Genomic DNA, 15,146 nt, shown 5'->3' with positions numbered 1-15,146 from the left:
TTAGCTCATGGTCGCTTGCCGAACTCTGCCACTCCACGCGTCCACTGTCCGGCCTGTTGCGACAGCGTGATACCCAGACCCGGCCGGTTCGGCACCAGCATCCTGCCGTCTTTGATTTCCAAACGCTCGTTGAACAAAGGATCAAGCCAATCGAAATGCTCTACCCAGGGCTCAAGCTCATAAGCGGCGGCAAGATGCAGGTGGATTTCCATTGCAAAATGCGGGGCTAGCTGCAGCTTTTTCGCTTCTGCAAGCGCACAGATTTTCAGAAACTGCGTGATGCCGCCGACGCGCGGCGCGTCTGGCTGAATGAAGTCAACGGAATTGTTTTGAATGAGGGCCACATGCTCCAGCACGCTCGCCAGCATTTCGCCGGTTGCAATCGGCGTATCAAGCTGGGCTGCGAGCGCGGCATGTCCCTCGATATCGTAGGCATCCAGCGGCTCTTCGATCCACGTCAGATGATAAGGCTCCATCAGCCGCCCAAAGCGCATTGCAGTTGGACGATCCCATTGCTGGTTTGCATCGACCATCATCGCCGAGCGGTCGCCAATTTGCTCGTGAACCGCCGCAACACGCTTGAGGTCAACATTGATGTCTGGCTGCCCGACCTTGATCTTGATGCCGCCAATGCCTGCCGCAATTGACTGCTCGACATTGTCGAGAACTTCTTCGATTGGCGAGGAAAGAAACCCGCCTGATGTGTTGTAGCACCGGACGCTGTCACGATGGGCTCCAAGCAGCTTTGCAAGCGGCAGACCAGCGCGTTTTGCTTTGAGGTCCCAAAGCGCGATGTCGAAGGCTGCGATCGCCTGCACTGCAAGTCCGCTACGCCCAACGGACGCACCAGCCCAGCACAACTTGTTCCAAAGCTTCCCAATATCGTTCGGATCTTCGCCGATGAGAACATGGGCTATTTCCTTGGCGTGTTCGTATTGACCTGGCCCGCCCGCGCGCTTGGAATAGCTAAAGCCAATGCCGCTGTGGCCATCTTTGGTCTCGATCTCCGCAAACAGGAACGCCACCTCGGTAAGGGGCTTCTGCCGCCCGGTCAAAACCTTCGCGTCGCTGATCGGCGTCTTCAGCGGCAAGAAGATCGACGAAAGCCTGATCCAGGCAATGCTGTCGGCATTCATCACATTTGGGGATAGGTTCGTTGGTGCCTGTTGTGCGTTCATGTCTCTACCCTATTTTAGCCTTCGCCCTCCACAGAGTGCGCTTCTCTTGACCAATATCCGCCCGATCGATTTAAGTCCAAATCGAATATTGACGGATATCGATACAGGAATTGAATTGATGCTGGATATGGGACAGGTCAGATCCTTCGTTATGGTGGCATCCGAACTGAATTTCAGCCAAGCGGCACGGCGTCTGAACATGACCCAGCCGCCCCTTAGCCGTCAGATCAGACTGCTCGAACAAGAGCTGGATGTTGCACTTTTTGAGCGGACCAGTCGACGTGTCACGCTCACGGCTGCGGGGCATGCCTTTCTCGTTGAAGCTCAAAAACTTCTAGCTCAGGGTGATGCAGCGAAGACAGCTGCTCGCCGTGCCTCCCGCGGCAGCGCAGGCTCGATCCGTATCGCCTTCGTCGGAGCAGCGACCTACGGCTTCCTGCCAAACTTCATCAGCGCAGCGCGAGCACTTGCGCCCCGCATCGAGCTCGAACTGGTGCAGATGGAAACTGCGGAACAGCTGCAGGCGATCAATCAGGGGGATATCGACATGGGCCTATCGCGCCCGCTTTCCGGCGCACATCATCTGGAAAGTCTCAGCGTTGTGCGTGAACTCATGATGTTAGCCATACCAAGAGCGCACCCGCTTGCGGCGAGGCGCAGGCCTGGACTGGACGACTTGAACAACATGCCGATAATTATGTTCTCACCTCAAGCGCGCTATTTGCACGATAAGGTCACCGCATTGATGGCAGAACATGGCATCATGCCTCGCATCGTCCAGAGCATCACCCATTCTCAGGCCATCCTGTCTCTGGTCAGCGCCGGTATAGGCCTCGCGATCGTGCCTGCGGCAACCCGCAACGCCTGTTTTGACAATGTCGTATTCCGCCCGCTCGACCTCAGGCAGCAATGCGTTGCAGAGCTGCATGCCATCTGGAGCCCTGAGAATACCAATCCGGCCTTACCCGAGATCCGCGACGTTATCGCAGGCTCTGCAGTCAGCGACCTCTCCGCCTGAACCGACGCCCTTGTCAGGCCGTAATTGATCTCACTGGACTGCCAGCAACCACGTCATGATGATATGAGGGTCAATTAAGAAGCATCTAGGCTTGCGCCGAGAGATGAATTGGGTTGGTCCGGCCAAACCGGGACTTCTGGCGGGGTGGTTGGAACTGAGCACGAATGCGAACGCAATGACCGCCCATTCCTCGTCGCTTAATTCATGACGGCGCATACCAATCTCCTTCCAAAGAGATTGAATCACACAACATAAACAAGATGAACCCGGTTTATGGGGACACGGCCTAGCTGAGCATCCGCGTCATTGTCACAGAATTTCTGGCTGCAGCCATTGCCAGGGCACCAGATCAGGCTGCCGTGGAAAATGCTCAGTTCAAGACAGGCTTTGAAGGAATTGAGATGGCTGTGTTGAAGCGGAACTGGGCCGTTGGGCGCAGAAAAACATTGAGACCACCAAGATGTAGTTCGTGTATTTCCACGACTGTCCGGTCGAAATGAGGTGCAGCTCAAGAACTTCCTCAACGTCATATTCCCCAGGCAGTCGCCTCACGACCCGGTTCGCCGCACTAGTTTGCGTCTCTTAAAACGCTACTCTTAAGCGCTGAATGCGAGCCTCATCTAGTCGTATGCGGAAAACCCGCCGCTATACATCAACGCGTCTAGTCAGTAATTTTCGCTAATACTCTTCCGGCTCTGTCCTGCACGATGGTATCAGGTGATACCAGCTGTGAACCCTTGCGATCTTGAGCCGAGGTTATCAACCAAACATTCGAATAGGATTCCCGGAAGTCCCGCGGATTGTAGCGTATATGGCTCGTCGCCACATAAGGGTGCTCCCCGCGTGTTGCCATTTTTGAAAGAACAGCATTTCTAACCTCATAAAGCTTTCGCTCTCGGTCGAGGCTAAGATTCGCATCCTCAAGATCCAAACCATCGATACGGACGGTCAAGCCTATTGGCGGGTCGAGAACCCACCAGTCGGAATCGACGAACCCATCGGTATAGACATTGCCGGTCGAAGCACGGAGCGAAGTACCTTTGGGCAAGGTGATACCATCCACGACATTGCCATCATCAAGCGTACATTTGCTGAAAGCAGCTATGCCACCATCAGGCTTGAGATCAAACTCTACGGGTTGCGTCGCATCGCACCGCCAGCCGGCCTGCATCGTCATGCCGTGGCCGGTTATCCGCATGTTCTCTGAATTATAGCCCACAATTTCGAAGTTTTCGCTGGTTTAATCGAGAGATAACGTGCTACCTCGACGGCATCGATATCTGCTATGCGCACGGGGTTCGGGAACACGGCTCGATTGAAGGAATCCCTCTGATCCGCAACGGCCAATTCGAGTTTCGTGCCAACGGGCATGTCGATCTGACCTAGGCGCATCGCCTCCGACAGTTCCGGGCGATAGATTGCCGCTCTCTCCCGTTCATAAGTCCTCATTTGGAGATAGAAGTCCAAAAACTGCCACAAGGTTAGAAGTGCAAACGCGGTGTTAAGCGCGTAAGGCAGGATCGCAGGGCGGCACCAGCGACCTGTGGCAAATCGAACCATCAGCCGTAACGTCCACACGGACCAGAACAGCGTCGCGGCGAGGCAAAAGGCAAGAAGAAGAAGAACTTCGGCGGGGGGCAGCGCAACGGGGATCATGGAACGTTCTCTGGCATCTACATCACCGCGACGTCAATAGACTAGACCTGCTGTCGAGATCTGCACGCTCGACCCGCCAACACCACTCGAAAGCATCGCCCGGCGCGGCGGCTGTGATCCAGACGCGTTCCACAAGATCTTCTTTCGGAATGTCGGCTTAACGCCTAATGCCGGAGCCCAGGGTACGGCAGCGCTGGTCGAAGACGAGGGTGCGTTTGCCGACCACCGGACCAAAGACCTGAATCGCTATTTCCCAGACGGCCAGATCTCGCGAAAGAGGTAGCCCGGTATCTCGTTCTCTACCATCATCGACCCGAAGGTCAGTCGCAGTTCTCATCGCTCCTGGAATTCAAATCATCCGACGGCCGCTTTATCAGCCTTCTGTCGTGGATCAGGGGAAATCTCGACAGGTGCCTCACTGTTGAAACCCTTGCCGAAAAAGCGGGCGTCAGCTCGAGACACTTCGTCAGGATATTCAAATTAGAAACGGGTTCGACGCCATCGAAGGCTGTCGAAAAGCTAAGACTTGAATTCACGCGAGACCGCGTTCAAACATCCAGCGAGCGGATTGAAGATATTGCAGAAAAGACTGGGTTTGGTGATGCCGAGAGAATGAGACGCGCATTCATTCGGGCAGCCGGCAAGCCACTCCAATCGATACGACGGGAGGCCCTAATACGCTAATGTCAATTTTTAGTGTTGATGATCCGCAGTGAGACTGTTCTGCACGTGAAGATTATCCAATCTTCGGCCCTCTGCGTAGGACGAGAGAAACGTCGATGTGGATGGCAAGTTCTCACTCGAAAGTTTTGCTGCAATAGTCACGTCGCCGCCAAATTTTCAGGATAGCTGCTTTCTTCTCCTTTTGGTCATACGAATGCTTGAAGCTTCGTATTGCTCTCAGCGCGTTATGGCGTGTGTCTTTTATCTAATTTTCTCGCCAAGGTGCGTCGATGCAGCCCCAATCGTCGGGCAGCCTCAGATATGTTGAATTCAGTTGCGATCAGCGTTTGATGGATTTTTTCCCATTCCAGGCTTTTCAAAGACAGCTGCCTTTCACTTATGGGTACATCGACCTCACCCTTGGTTTTGTGGAATGCCCGCTCTATTTCATCCATCGGGGATGGTTTTGGTAGGTAATGACACGCCCCCAGCTTGATTGCCTCAATCGCTGTCGCGATGCTTGCAAAGCCGGTCAGTACCACCGCCCTGACGTGTGGCTGTCGCCTGACAAGCTCTTCAACGCAAGCTAACCCGGACTCACCAGATAATTTGAGGTCAACAATTGCGAAATCAGGCAGGGCGAAATCAAGGAGTTGCGACATTTCCGCCAAGCAGGCGGCATGGCGAACCCTATACCCCTTCCGCTCGAAGGACCGCTTCAAAGTTTTCGCCAGTGCCACGTCATCCTCTACAATCAACAGTTCGTTCATCTTAACCTTTCCAGACTGTTGATCGGAATACTGATCGTGACATTCGCCCCACCAAACGCGCCGTTTCGCGCTTCAATAAATCCCCCGAGGGCCTGCGCAACTCTGGACGCAAGGAAAAGACCCATGCCTCTGGTGGTACCGTCCTTCGTGGTGGCAAAAGGCTTTCCCACGTCCGAGAGGATTTGGGTTGTAAAACCAGGTCCAGCGTCACTTACTGAAATTGTCAGGTTACGATCGACCTCGCTTGCTGCAACACCGATCCATTTGGAAGACACGTCGTAGGCATTGTCCAAAAGCGTTCGGACGACTGTGCGCAAAGCCTTATCGCAAACGACCTTTTGATCCGGGCGCAAAAGATTGGCATAGTCGAGCTTTGCATCTCGTTTGGAAGATTGCCATTCCTGCACGATGTCGTCGACGAAATCTTTGAGATTTTCATTGACGATTCCATTTGCTTGTGGGGTCCCGGACGAAGAGAGGATTGCCGTAACGGCATTCCGGCATCGCTTAATCTGAGCGCGCATATCATCAATGTCCTGACGCAGATCCGGGTGTTTATCAACGTCTGGCATTTTTTCCCAGTCGGACAGAACAACTTCCATGGTCATCAATGGAGTTCCAAGATCATGGGCAGCGCTCGAAGCCAACAAACCCATCTGCACGATCTGCTCTTCTTCGACCGCACGCAGATGGAGTGTCGAGATCAACCGATCCTTTGCAACGGCATTTCTGTGAATTTTGCTGATAAAGACGGCGACCAGAACCGCAGCGATCACGTGAGATAGGAACATGCCTTGAAGATGCAGATCGTAAAAGCCACTTCCGTGCAGATGGGGTAAATCGAGTGGCCTGTAAAAGAAGACAAGAGAGACGTAAAATAACGTTGTGAGCGCGACCAGAAACCAGATGCTCAAGTCCTTCAAGAGAACAGAGGCAACGATGACCTGAACAAGAAAAAGCGAAACGAAGGGATTGTTTACCCCGCCAGAGAGGTACAAAAGGAAAAACAGCCCAACAGTATCGATGACGAACGCGCGGAGGATTGAAGCTTCCGGCAGATGACTATCGCGACGCAGCCGAAGCCAGGTGATCGCATTGATGATGCCAAGAACGACCACGATCGCCAACATCTGTGCGATGGGAAGGTCGATCTCTAGCACAGACGCTGCCAGCAAGATCGCGATCAACTGAATTGTAATAGCCACCCACCGCAAGGTAACGATCAGACTCAAATTGGTGTCGATCAAGAAATCATCATTATCAACGTGCTGGCTGTTATATGGCATAGCTCTTGACCGTTCATGAGTGAGACAGCGCCGTTCATGTCGGGCGTACCCTACCCGAATAGAGACAAAAAGAAGATATTACTCTGCGACACAATGCCCTCGGACAAATTGTCCAAGCGCAGGATCTTGCAGCTTAGTCCCGGAGTTGAGTTCCAGAATACCGATAGCTGCCCATGAGAAGTGTGAGCGGACTTTGCACCAAATCCGCGTCGCCTCCGACAAGCCGTCTCTCCGCCCGATAGGACAAAATGCCCAGTGTCCAATTCACGCGACTTAAGTATTCTCCCCATACACCAGCAGATGTCCGCTAAGGCTCGCGGTCATTTCACCAAAATTCCGCAAGGGGGGATAATGATCAAGAGCGACGGACAACTTCTAGTGGTCGCAATTGGGGTAGCAATAGTCCTCATTATAGCGCTTGGGCTGTTCTCCTGGAAGGTAATTCCCCACATCGGTCAGCCTGACCAACGGGCGAAAGTTACCCTCCAATAAGCTTCCTCGTACTGGTCGTGACGGCAACGTTCAGCGAACATAAGCGCGCGGTTCTTTCATCCGAAACGAACGGCTGAGAGGTTGGCGCCTTCCGAGACATTTTGTCCTAGGACATTATGCCGATTGGCCAGGGCGTGTCTCAATTGTCTAAATCATCGCACGCAAATAATGCCTTAGATAACGCTGAGAAATACACATGACCGCCGAGCTCCTCGCCCGACTGCAATTCGCTTTCACCGTTTCGTTCCATATTATTTTCCCGTCATTCTCGATCGGGCTCGCAAGCTTTCTGGCCGTCCTGAACGCCCAATGGCTGCGCACAGGCGATGAGACCTATCTTATCCTGTTCAACCACTGGAAAAAAATCTTCGCCGTCGCCTTTGCCATGGGAGTCGTCTCTGGGATTGTCATGTCCTATCAGTTCGGAACGAACTGGTCGGTTTTTTCTGACCGGGCCGGACCCGTTATAGGGCCATTGATGGCCTATGAAGTGCTGACGGCTTTCTTCCTCGAGGCCGGATTTCTCGGAATTATGCTGTTTGGGCGCAAGAGGGTTGGTAATGGGCTGCACATGTTTGCAACCGCGATGGTCGCAATTGGAACGCTGATCTCCGCCACCTGGATTTTGTCTGTCAACAGCTGGATGCAAACGCCGACAGGCTACTCGATTGCGCCGAACGGGCAATTCATGCCTGACGACTGGTGGGCCATCATCTTCAACCCTTCATTTTCCTATCGTCTGGTTCACATGACGCTTGCAGCTTTTTTAACGACAGCGCTAGTGGTTGGGGCGGCCGGAGCATTTCATCTGCGGCGTGAGCCAACAAACATGGCCACCCGTCGCATGTTTTCCATGGCGATGTGGATGCTTGCCCTTGTGGCCCCCATACAAATATTTGCCGGGGATCTACACGGCCTCAACACGCTGGAGCATCAACCAGCAAAGATTATGGCCATGGAAGGCCATTTCGAAAGTCACCCCAACGGCGCTCCCTTGATCCTGTTTGGAATTCCAAACCAGGAGGAGCAAAGAATGGACCATATGATCGCCATCCCCAAGCTCTCAAGTCTGATTCTCAAACATTCTCTGAATGCACCCCTTGATGGGCTGGAAACAATCCCGCGTGAAGATCAACCACCTGTTGCCGTCGTCTTCTGGTCTTTCAGGGTCATGGTGGCACTTGGATTTGCGATGCTCGCGCTTGGCCTGCTTTCGCTGTGGGCCAGGTGGAAGGGCGTTCTTTACAATTCCTGTTGGCTGCATACTGTCGCAATCGTGATGGGACCTGCAGGATTCCTGGCCGTTCTTGCAGGCTGGATCACGACAGAAGTGGGCCGACAGCCCTTTACGATCTACGGCCTGATGCGGACATCGGAGAGCCACTCGGGCCTTGAGGTGCACGCCGTAGCGGTCTCACTTATCGCGTTTATCATCGTCTACTTCTTCGTCTTCGGCGCCGGGACCTTCTACCTTCTACGCATGATAGGGAAAACACCAGGTACGCCAAGGCTCGGCCTGCGAGACGGCCCGATCAGAACGGCGGGCATCACACCTGGCCTGACCGAGAACCCTAAAAATCGTGAGGACTGACATGTTCGGTTTAGAACTATCAACGATATGGGCCGGCATCATCGCCTTCGCAGTTTTGACCTATGTCATATTGGACGGTTTTGATCTTGGCGTAGGAATACTCTTTCCCTTCTCGCGCGATGAACAAGAGCGTGACCTGATGATGAATTCGGTTGCGCCAATCTGGGACGGCAACGAAACCTGGCTTGTTCTTGGAGGCGGCGGCCTTTTTGCAGTTTTCCCGCTTGCCTATGCCGTTATCATGCCGGCTGTCTATATTCCCGTTATCGGGATGCTGCTCGCGCTGGTCTTTCGTGGTGTTTCCTTCGAATACAGATGGCGAACCTCTCGTTGGAGACGGTTGTGGGATCATGCATTTTTCGGGGGATCCCTTGCTGCTGGGTTTTGTCAGGGCCTCATTCTCGGCGCCCTTGTTCAGGGCATTGACGTTCAGGAGCGCGCCTACGTCGGCGGAACCTGGGACTGGCTGACGCCATTTTCCATGCTGGTGGGACTGGCTGTGCCGACGGGCTATGCATTGCTGGGCGCATCGTGGCTGCATATGAAGCTGGCGGGTGTGTTACAGGAAAGAATGCGCAAACTGGCCAGAAGATTCGGGTTGGCGACCTTGGCCTTCATGTTGGCAGTCAGCTTCTCGACACCCTATGAAAGCACGACCTACCTTCAAAGGTGGTTTAGCTGGCCAATGAACCTGTGGACAATCGTTGTTCCTATGCTTGTCGTCACGTTGGTCTGGGGCGCGGAACGCGGCCTCACGTTACGCAGAGACATCTCGCCGTTTCTCTGCTCGCTTGGTCTGTTCGTGGTTGCTTTCATCGGTCTCGGTATCAGCTTTTGGCCATACATAGTACCTCCGTCCGTGACCATTGCCGAGGCCGCCGCGCCGGATAAAAGCCTGCAGTTTACGCTTGTCGGAACACTTGTTTTGATCCCAATCATCCTCACCTATACGGCCTATACCTATTGGGTTTTCCGAGGAAAGATCGATCCCGAAGAGGGGTACCACTGATGACCTGGCTTCATCGCCTCGCATGGTTTGTCCTTTTGTGGCTTGGAGGGTTGGCGGCGGTCTCACTGCTTGCGCTGACGATAAGAGCAATGATCGCCTAGCCGGTTGAGGAATGCCACGACGCAATCACGGCTCTGTTCCCGACGATGTTTCGAAATTCGCCCGCTATTCGACGTCGTCATTGTGTTGCGTGTCTGGCCAAACCTCTTAACTGTCGCGTCAGAAATCGAACCGGGCGGCTGGCTTGATCGGGTCTCGAGCTTTCTGGGAACAGCGTCTTACGCACTCTACGTGCTGCACATTTCACTGCTTGCGTGGACGGTAGTTCCGTGCCCCGTGTCGGCGACGCAGGCTGGACAATCCCGGCTGGCCTGACCTTTATAGTGGCAGGGTCTTTATCTCATATGCTTTGACCGTATACTTCGACCAACCCCTCCAAACACGAATGAAGAAGCGCCTGAAAACCAGCTCCGTGAGCAACGTTCTTCAAGCGCCTTGAATCTAAGGTATTTTGGCTTACGCCGCGCCAGCGAAGTCACCTATCGGCAAAAGAGCAGGATCAAGCGTAGGATCGTTTGGATTTTTGCTATCGGCCGGGTGCCCGCTTTGGCCGGAAACCGTGATGTTGTTGAGGAAGCTGCTTGAGCGGCAGCCGCGGGCACCAGACCAGCGGCTGTTCGTCAACCGCTACGGAGAGCCGCTCACCGCCTCGGGCGTCCGGTTCAAGCTTGCCGCCTATGTGAAGGCGGCAGCTGAAACCATGCCGTCGCTGCAAATGAAGCACGTAACGCCGCACAGCTTCCGTCACGCCACCGCCGTCCACCTTGTATCGGCGGGCGTCGACATCACGGTCATACGCAGTTGGCTTGGCCACGTGAGCCTCGACACCACCAACCACTACGCGAAAGCGAATCTAGATACAAAGCGAAAGGCACTGGAATTGGTCGATGTTCCGACGAAGGCAGGTCATCAGCCATCATGGAAGCGGGATACGAGCCTCCTCGCCTGGCTCGATACGCTCTAAAATAATGCGAAGGAATTTTGCGCGAAAAGGCCGACAATTGGGCGGCCCACGTGGGTTCCTTCGCATTATGGTCACCTGATGATTAGTGAAGTAATGCTCACCTGACCATTACTTGACGAACGGCCGTACATATTGCGCCGCGATCAGCTTCACTTCGTGGCCAAGCCTAACCATCTCACGTGCCCAGTAATGCGCGCTGCCGCAGGCCTCCATCACCACCAACGCCGGTGGGTGTTCCGCCATGAACTTGGAAAAGTTCTGCCGTGACAGCTTCTTTCGAAACCTGACTTGCCCGCTCATCGAAGCACCGTGCAGTTGAAAGACATTCTTTGCCAAATCCACGCCAATCATCGTATCGTTCATAACGGTTGCCGTCCTTTCCGCTAAGTGGTCACAACACCACATCTTGGCACATTGCGATGCCGTCTCGGGAGGGCGGCAACCACCCCATCTGAACCGCCCCTGCGCGTCAATCGCTATTCGCCATCCTCAGCCGGCGACCTGATACTGCCGCACCGGATGGCGGATCATCGCATCGATATCGATGCCGTCGAGAATCCAGTGGAGCTGTTCTGTCGTCAGCACAACGACCGGCACCTCGCGGCGGACGACGGCGATTGCAAAAGGCAAAAACCGCAGGAGCAAAGGGATCCAGCGCCATCGTCTCCTGGACCAGGACAGCGAGGCTGTTGATGCCGGCCCGAAAGTCGATCGGCTCGCGATGCAGGTAAACCTTGAGATCAGCGCCAAGTCTGAACATGACCCAGCGCTCCGATGATTGCCGTCAATGCATCTACGTCACCGCATTCCAACGTCAGCTTCACGCCGTTCGGCAGTGACGCGCTCACCTTCGCTGGAGAGGGCAGCGGCCGGTTCCTCTCTGCTTTCCGAGGCAGCTCTTCACCAAACTCAAACTCGTCGCTGGCCGCGGTGATTTGCACCGGAATAAAAGACGATGTCGAAGACGGCGGCGACGCAAGCGGCTGGGTGTGCTTCCGTATCCATTTCCAAACGAGGTTCGCGTTGACCCCGTGTTCGCGCGCGAGTTTCGATACCGATGCGCCAGGTTCAAGGCAGGCCGCAATAAGGCGGTCTTTCGAACTTTGATCGAAACGGCGTCTCCCATTCCGACCGACCAGCCGCACGGCAAGTTTTTGACCTTCTTCCATCACTTGGTGTCCACCTATTTTGGTGGACACCTCATGCCAAAGCTCACTCAATTGCAGAAGGTGCGGGGAAAATCGCGCTTACAGTACGTCGATTCGAGCCAATCAACTCTGCTGCCTTGCTGCCAATCGCCATTGCAGGCGCATTGGTGTTGCCGGACACAATTGCTGGCATGATCGAGCAGTCGATGACTCTGAGCTGCCTCACTCCGTAAACTCGAAGTTCATGATCTACAACGGAAGCCCCATCTCCCGTGAAACCCATCGGGGCCGTGCCGACAGGGTGATAGTTTGTCTTTACAGTGCTCGCGCAGAAGCTTGTCAGCTCCTCCAGCCCGACCGTACCTGCCCCAGGTAGAAGCTCCTCCTTCAGCTTTGATCCGAACGGTTCTGCCTTGAGCAATCTTCTGGCGTGTTCGAGCGATGCCAGCGTCAGCCGGAGGTCGTCAGGATGTCCGAAGAAATTGCAGTCGACCACGGGAGCATCGTCAGGATTGGCAGACCGAAGCCTGACGGAACCACGTGCTTTGGGCCGGAGCAAGCACGACGAAGGGTGACGCCCCACGTTGGCTTGGCGGCGGATACATCGCGGTCGAGGTAAACGATCGGGGCGCAGTACAACTGGATCGTCGGCCGCTCGCCGCCATCAGGGTCGTAGAAGAGGCACGCCTCGATCCCCGTCGTGGTAACGGGACCCGAATTGAACATCAGATATTGGAGGCCGTTCCGTATCATCGGCCAACCTCGATCCTCCCCGAAATAGCCTGATTTGTTTTTTGAGGACGCGATCACCGGCACCTCGTGGTGGTCCTGCAGATTCTGTCCCACTGGCAAGTCGGCGACCACGGTGATTCCATGGCCTTTGAAGCTCGGCGCCAGGACCGATGCCGCTCAGCATCAGGAGCTTGGCTGTGTTGTAGGCACCCGCAGCGATGAGCACCTCATGCTCGGCGTGGGCGACGTGAGCCGTGCCGAATCGTCGGTAGGAGACGCCGACCGCCCTGCCGTTTTCGATCAGGATCCGATCGCATTGAGCTTGGGTGACGATCGTCAGGCGCTTGTCCTTTTCCAAAGGGTCGAGGAACGCGGCCTTCGCATCCGAGCGCCGTCGAAACCGTCCCCACTGGCCGTAAGCATGCTGCATGATGCCAACGCCATTTTGAGACGCGCCGTTGAAGTCTATGTTTAGTGGATGTCCCAATGCCTGAGCAGCGCGAAGAAAGTCGTAAGTTGTGTCGCTTACATGTTTCGGGAATGATACGGGGAGCTCCCCTCGGACGCCGTGAAAGCGGTCGTTGAAGACCTCGTTCTGCTCAATCCCCGTGAAATGCGGCAACAGATCCTCATAGCTCCAGGCACCATCAGCCCGAAGCTTGGATGACCAATCGTCGTAATCTTCCCGCTGGCCGCGCATATAGACCATCGCGTTCACCGAGCTCCCGCCGCCAAGGACCTTGGCGACGGGTACGATCGGGGTGCGCCCGCCGAGTTGCGGCTGGGCCGTCGTCTGATGCATTTCCAGGAAGGTGTCGCTGGCGAGATACTTCATGTAGCCCGCAGGCATGGCCATGACTGCATTGGTCTTAGCCCGGCCGCGCTCGAGCAATAGCACACGCTTGCCGTAATCCCTGACCAGTCGCATTGCCGCAACCGAGCCCGCGGAACCCCCGCCCACGATGATGTAATCGTACATTTCGCTCTCCCTACCTGGTCGGCAACGATGTTCGCGTCAGCGTGATACGGAGATAACCACGATCGAATGCGGAGGTATCGTCAGACTGCCATCGTGGATTCTCACACGCTCCTCCCGGGGTGCGACACGAGCCGGGTTTTCAATGTCATTGAAAGCGTCGGGCGAGTCGCCATCGAGAATGTGCACTGTGAACTCGCCGTCAAGCTGCAGACCGTCGAGCTGCAGACTGCAAGCCGCCGCAGCCTCCGGATGACGGTTGGTGAGAATCGCGGTGATACCCGCATCGTCCCCGCTTACGATCGCATCGACAGCGGGCACGCTCTGCGGCCCGTTTTCAAGCTCCGTAGACTTGACGACAGCCGCGATGACGTCCTTCCGCAGATGCTGGGCATACATCGCCATCGTGTGGAAAGTCGTGCGACGCACGAGACCGTTCGGATGCACAAACAGCGGTCCCCGCGTGTTGACTGTCGGAGCGACGTTCGCCATGGTCACGATGTCAGCATGTCTCAGGCACGCATTGAGGAAGCCTGCCGAGAAGATCGCGTCTGCCATCGTGTAAGTCGAGGCGATGTCATTCAGATCTCGGGCGTCAATCTTCCATTGCTCATTGCCATCCGGATGATGCCAGCCTCGCAGATTCCACTCATCGAATGCGATCTTGATCTTGCCCGTGAAGCCGGCCACGTCGATCACGCTACGCGTCTGCATGATCATCTTCTCCGGCGAGGTCGTTTGCATTACTGCAGTCAGGTAGTCTGCCGGTTCGTTGACCTGATGAATAAGATCCCAGTACCCGTGGATCGAGATGAGGTCGAGATAGCCCCCTGCCGAACGCAGCAGAGATAGCGTCCAGTCGAGGTCGGGCACGGCCGCGGCGGACAGAATGATGTCCTCGTCGACACCACGCATCATTTTCGCTGACTCCGCAACGTAGGGTCCCCACTCCGCAATGGTCTTGGCGCCGATCTGCCAGTCGCCGTAGCTTTCATTGCCGATGCCCCAATATTTGACGGCGTAGGGCGCCGCCGCTCCGTTGGCCACGCGCATCCTGGCATAGCAAGTGTCGAGCTTGCCGTTGCAGTACTCGACCCAGTTGCTCATTTCTTCCGAACTACCGTTCCCGCCGTTCGTGCAGATATAAGGTTCGCAACCGACCGCCTCGCACCACTTGAGAAACTCGTCGGTTCCAAAGGTGTTCGGTTCGACGACCCGCCATGCCTTGTTATAGCTCGGCACTCGGTCCGCCCCCACCGCTTCATACCAATGATGGTCGGAAACATAGTTGCCGCCGGGCCATCGCATGATGGGCGCCTTCAGCTCGCGCATCGCCTCGATCACGTCGGTTCGGAAGCCGTTCTCGTCCGACAGCGGCGACCCAGGTTCGTAGATCCCTCCATAGATCTGCGTGTGGAAATGTTCGATGAAGTGCCCAAGGATCATCCGATCCCATTCCTGCCGCCCAAATGCCGAGCTGGCGATGATGCTTGCCGAGACGTTGCTGCCCACTGTGTTTCCGTCCTTTTCACTGTTTGCGGTAGATCGCCGCCAGCCGCGCGGAAGGGTGATGTGAAGAGTTCCGGCGGCCGCCGAAGCACGG

At 55.4% G+C, this 15,146-nt stretch carries 11 protein-coding genes and 5 pseudogenes; 5 read left to right on the top strand and 11 right to left on the bottom strand.

The features are described from left to right. Positions 1-5 precede the first annotated feature (5 nt). The gene (locus ACZ5A6_RS24235; protein WP_464111557.1) at positions 6-1,178 is read right to left on the bottom strand and encodes an L-talarate/galactarate dehydratase; all 1,173 of its coding nucleotides are present in this window, start codon (positions 1,176-1,178) and stop codon (positions 6-8) included. 46 nt (positions 1,179-1,224) lie between these two features. On the opposite strand from ACZ5A6_RS24235, the gene ACZ5A6_RS24230 reads away from it, so the two are divergent. After that, positions 1,225-2,196, top strand: a complete 972-nt coding sequence (locus ACZ5A6_RS24230; RefSeq protein ID WP_464111556.1) for a LysR family transcriptional regulator — start codon at positions 1,225-1,227, stop codon at positions 2,194-2,196. A gap of 661 nt (positions 2,197-2,857) precedes the next feature. On the opposite strand, the gene ACZ5A6_RS24225 is transcribed toward ACZ5A6_RS24230, so the two are convergent. After that, positions 2,858-3,373 carry a hypothetical protein gene (locus ACZ5A6_RS24225; protein ID WP_464111555.1) on the bottom strand — a complete coding sequence of 172 codons (516 nt, stop codon included), beginning with the start codon at positions 3,371-3,373 and terminating at the stop codon, positions 2,858-2,860. Positions 3,374-3,384: 11 nt separating this feature from the next. After that, positions 3,385-3,852, bottom strand: coding sequence for a hypothetical protein (locus ACZ5A6_RS24220; protein ID WP_464111554.1), 468 nt, complete (start codon positions 3,850-3,852; stop codon positions 3,385-3,387). Positions 3,853-4,128: 276 nt separating this feature from the next. Between ACZ5A6_RS24220 and ACZ5A6_RS24215 the strand changes: the two are divergent. Further along, positions 4,129-4,536, top strand: a pseudogene (locus ACZ5A6_RS24215) (helix-turn-helix domain-containing protein); the annotation flags it as partial. A 224-nt stretch (positions 4,537-4,760) separates the two neighbouring features. Here the strand turns inward: ACZ5A6_RS24215 and ACZ5A6_RS24210 are convergent. Then, complete coding sequence (locus tag ACZ5A6_RS24210) at positions 4,761-5,285, bottom strand: response regulator transcription factor (RefSeq protein ID WP_112402782.1); 525 nt, start codon at positions 5,283-5,285, stop codon at positions 4,761-4,763. Next, positions 5,282-6,532, bottom strand: coding sequence for an ATP-binding protein (locus ACZ5A6_RS24205; RefSeq protein WP_162714153.1), 1,251 nt, complete (start codon positions 6,530-6,532; stop codon positions 5,282-5,284). Before ACZ5A6_RS24205 ends, ACZ5A6_RS24210 begins: the two co-directional genes overlap by 4 nt. A 727-nt stretch (positions 6,533-7,259) precedes the next feature. Here ACZ5A6_RS24205 and ACZ5A6_RS24200 point away from each other — a divergent pair. From ACZ5A6_RS24200 to ACZ5A6_RS24190, 3 genes and pseudogenes are all read left to right on the top strand, one after another. Beyond that, on the top strand, positions 7,260-8,654 hold the full coding sequence (locus ACZ5A6_RS24200; RefSeq protein ID WP_112402780.1) for a cytochrome ubiquinol oxidase subunit I: 1,395 nt from the start codon (positions 7,260-7,262) through the stop codon (positions 8,652-8,654). 1 nt (position 8,655) lies between these two features. After that, entirely contained in the window at positions 8,656-9,663 is a 1,008-nt protein-coding gene (gene cydB / locus ACZ5A6_RS24195) for a cytochrome d ubiquinol oxidase subunit II (protein WP_112402779.1), read from the top strand. A 598-nt stretch (positions 9,664-10,261) separates the two neighbouring features. Further along, positions 10,262-10,687: pseudogene (locus ACZ5A6_RS24190) on the top strand (tyrosine-type recombinase/integrase); the annotation flags it as partial. 111 nt (positions 10,688-10,798) lie between these two features. Here the strand turns inward: ACZ5A6_RS24190 and ACZ5A6_RS24185 are convergent. The 6 genes and pseudogenes from ACZ5A6_RS24185 to ACZ5A6_RS24160 form a co-directional block, all read right to left on the bottom strand. Next, positions 10,799-11,050: pseudogene (locus ACZ5A6_RS24185) on the bottom strand (IS110 family RNA-guided transposase); the annotation flags it as partial. Between the two features lie 126 nt (positions 11,051-11,176). Then, a complete protein-coding gene (locus ACZ5A6_RS24180; RefSeq protein WP_464111597.1) occupies positions 11,177-11,368 on the bottom strand; it encodes a hypothetical protein in 192 nt (63 codons plus the stop codon). Then, positions 11,355-11,447, bottom strand: a pseudogene (locus ACZ5A6_RS24175) (hypothetical protein); the annotation flags it as partial. The gene ACZ5A6_RS24180 and the pseudogene ACZ5A6_RS24175, both read right to left, overlap by 14 nt. Beyond that, positions 11,428-11,859 (bottom strand): IS66-like element accessory protein TnpA, encoded by a 432-nt coding sequence (gene tnpA, locus ACZ5A6_RS24170; protein WP_104827070.1) that lies wholly within the window; start codon positions 11,857-11,859, stop codon positions 11,428-11,430. The pseudogene ACZ5A6_RS24175 and the gene tnpA, both read right to left, overlap by 20 nt. A gap of 40 nt (positions 11,860-11,899) precedes the next feature. Then, a pseudogene (locus ACZ5A6_RS24165) lies at positions 11,900-13,546 on the bottom strand (GMC family oxidoreductase). A 36-nt stretch (positions 13,547-13,582) separates the two neighbouring features. After that, a complete protein-coding gene (locus tag ACZ5A6_RS24160; RefSeq protein ID WP_464111553.1) occupies positions 13,583-15,055 on the bottom strand; it encodes an alpha-L-arabinofuranosidase C-terminal domain-containing protein in 1,473 nt (490 codons plus the stop codon). Positions 15,056-15,146: the final 91 nt, after the last annotated feature.

Source organism: Agrobacterium sp. 6Ca8, assembly GCF_055382765.1.
This window is presented reverse-complemented; position numbering and strand designations above follow the sequence as displayed.

Excerpts from the sequence above, each read along its gene's own strand:
- ACZ5A6_RS24235 (WP_464111557.1), bottom strand. The coding sequence starts at position 1,178 with ATGAACGCACAACAGGCACCAACGAACCTATCCCCAAATGTGATGAAT.
- ACZ5A6_RS24225 (WP_464111555.1), bottom strand. The coding sequence starts at position 3,373 with ATGACGATGCAGGCCGGCTGGCGGTGCGATGCGACGCAACCCGTAGAG.
- ACZ5A6_RS24220 (WP_464111554.1), bottom strand. The coding sequence starts at position 3,852 with ATGATCCCCGTTGCGCTGCCCCCCGCCGAAGTTCTTCTTCTTCTTGCC.
- ACZ5A6_RS24210 (WP_112402782.1), bottom strand. The coding sequence starts at position 5,285 with ATGAACGAACTGTTGATTGTAGAGGATGACGTGGCACTGGCGAAAACT.
- ACZ5A6_RS24200 (WP_112402780.1), top strand. The coding sequence starts at position 7,260 with ATGACCGCCGAGCTCCTCGCCCGACTGCAATTCGCTTTCACCGTTTCG.
- cydB (WP_112402779.1), top strand. The coding sequence starts at position 8,656 with ATGTTCGGTTTAGAACTATCAACGATATGGGCCGGCATCATCGCCTTC.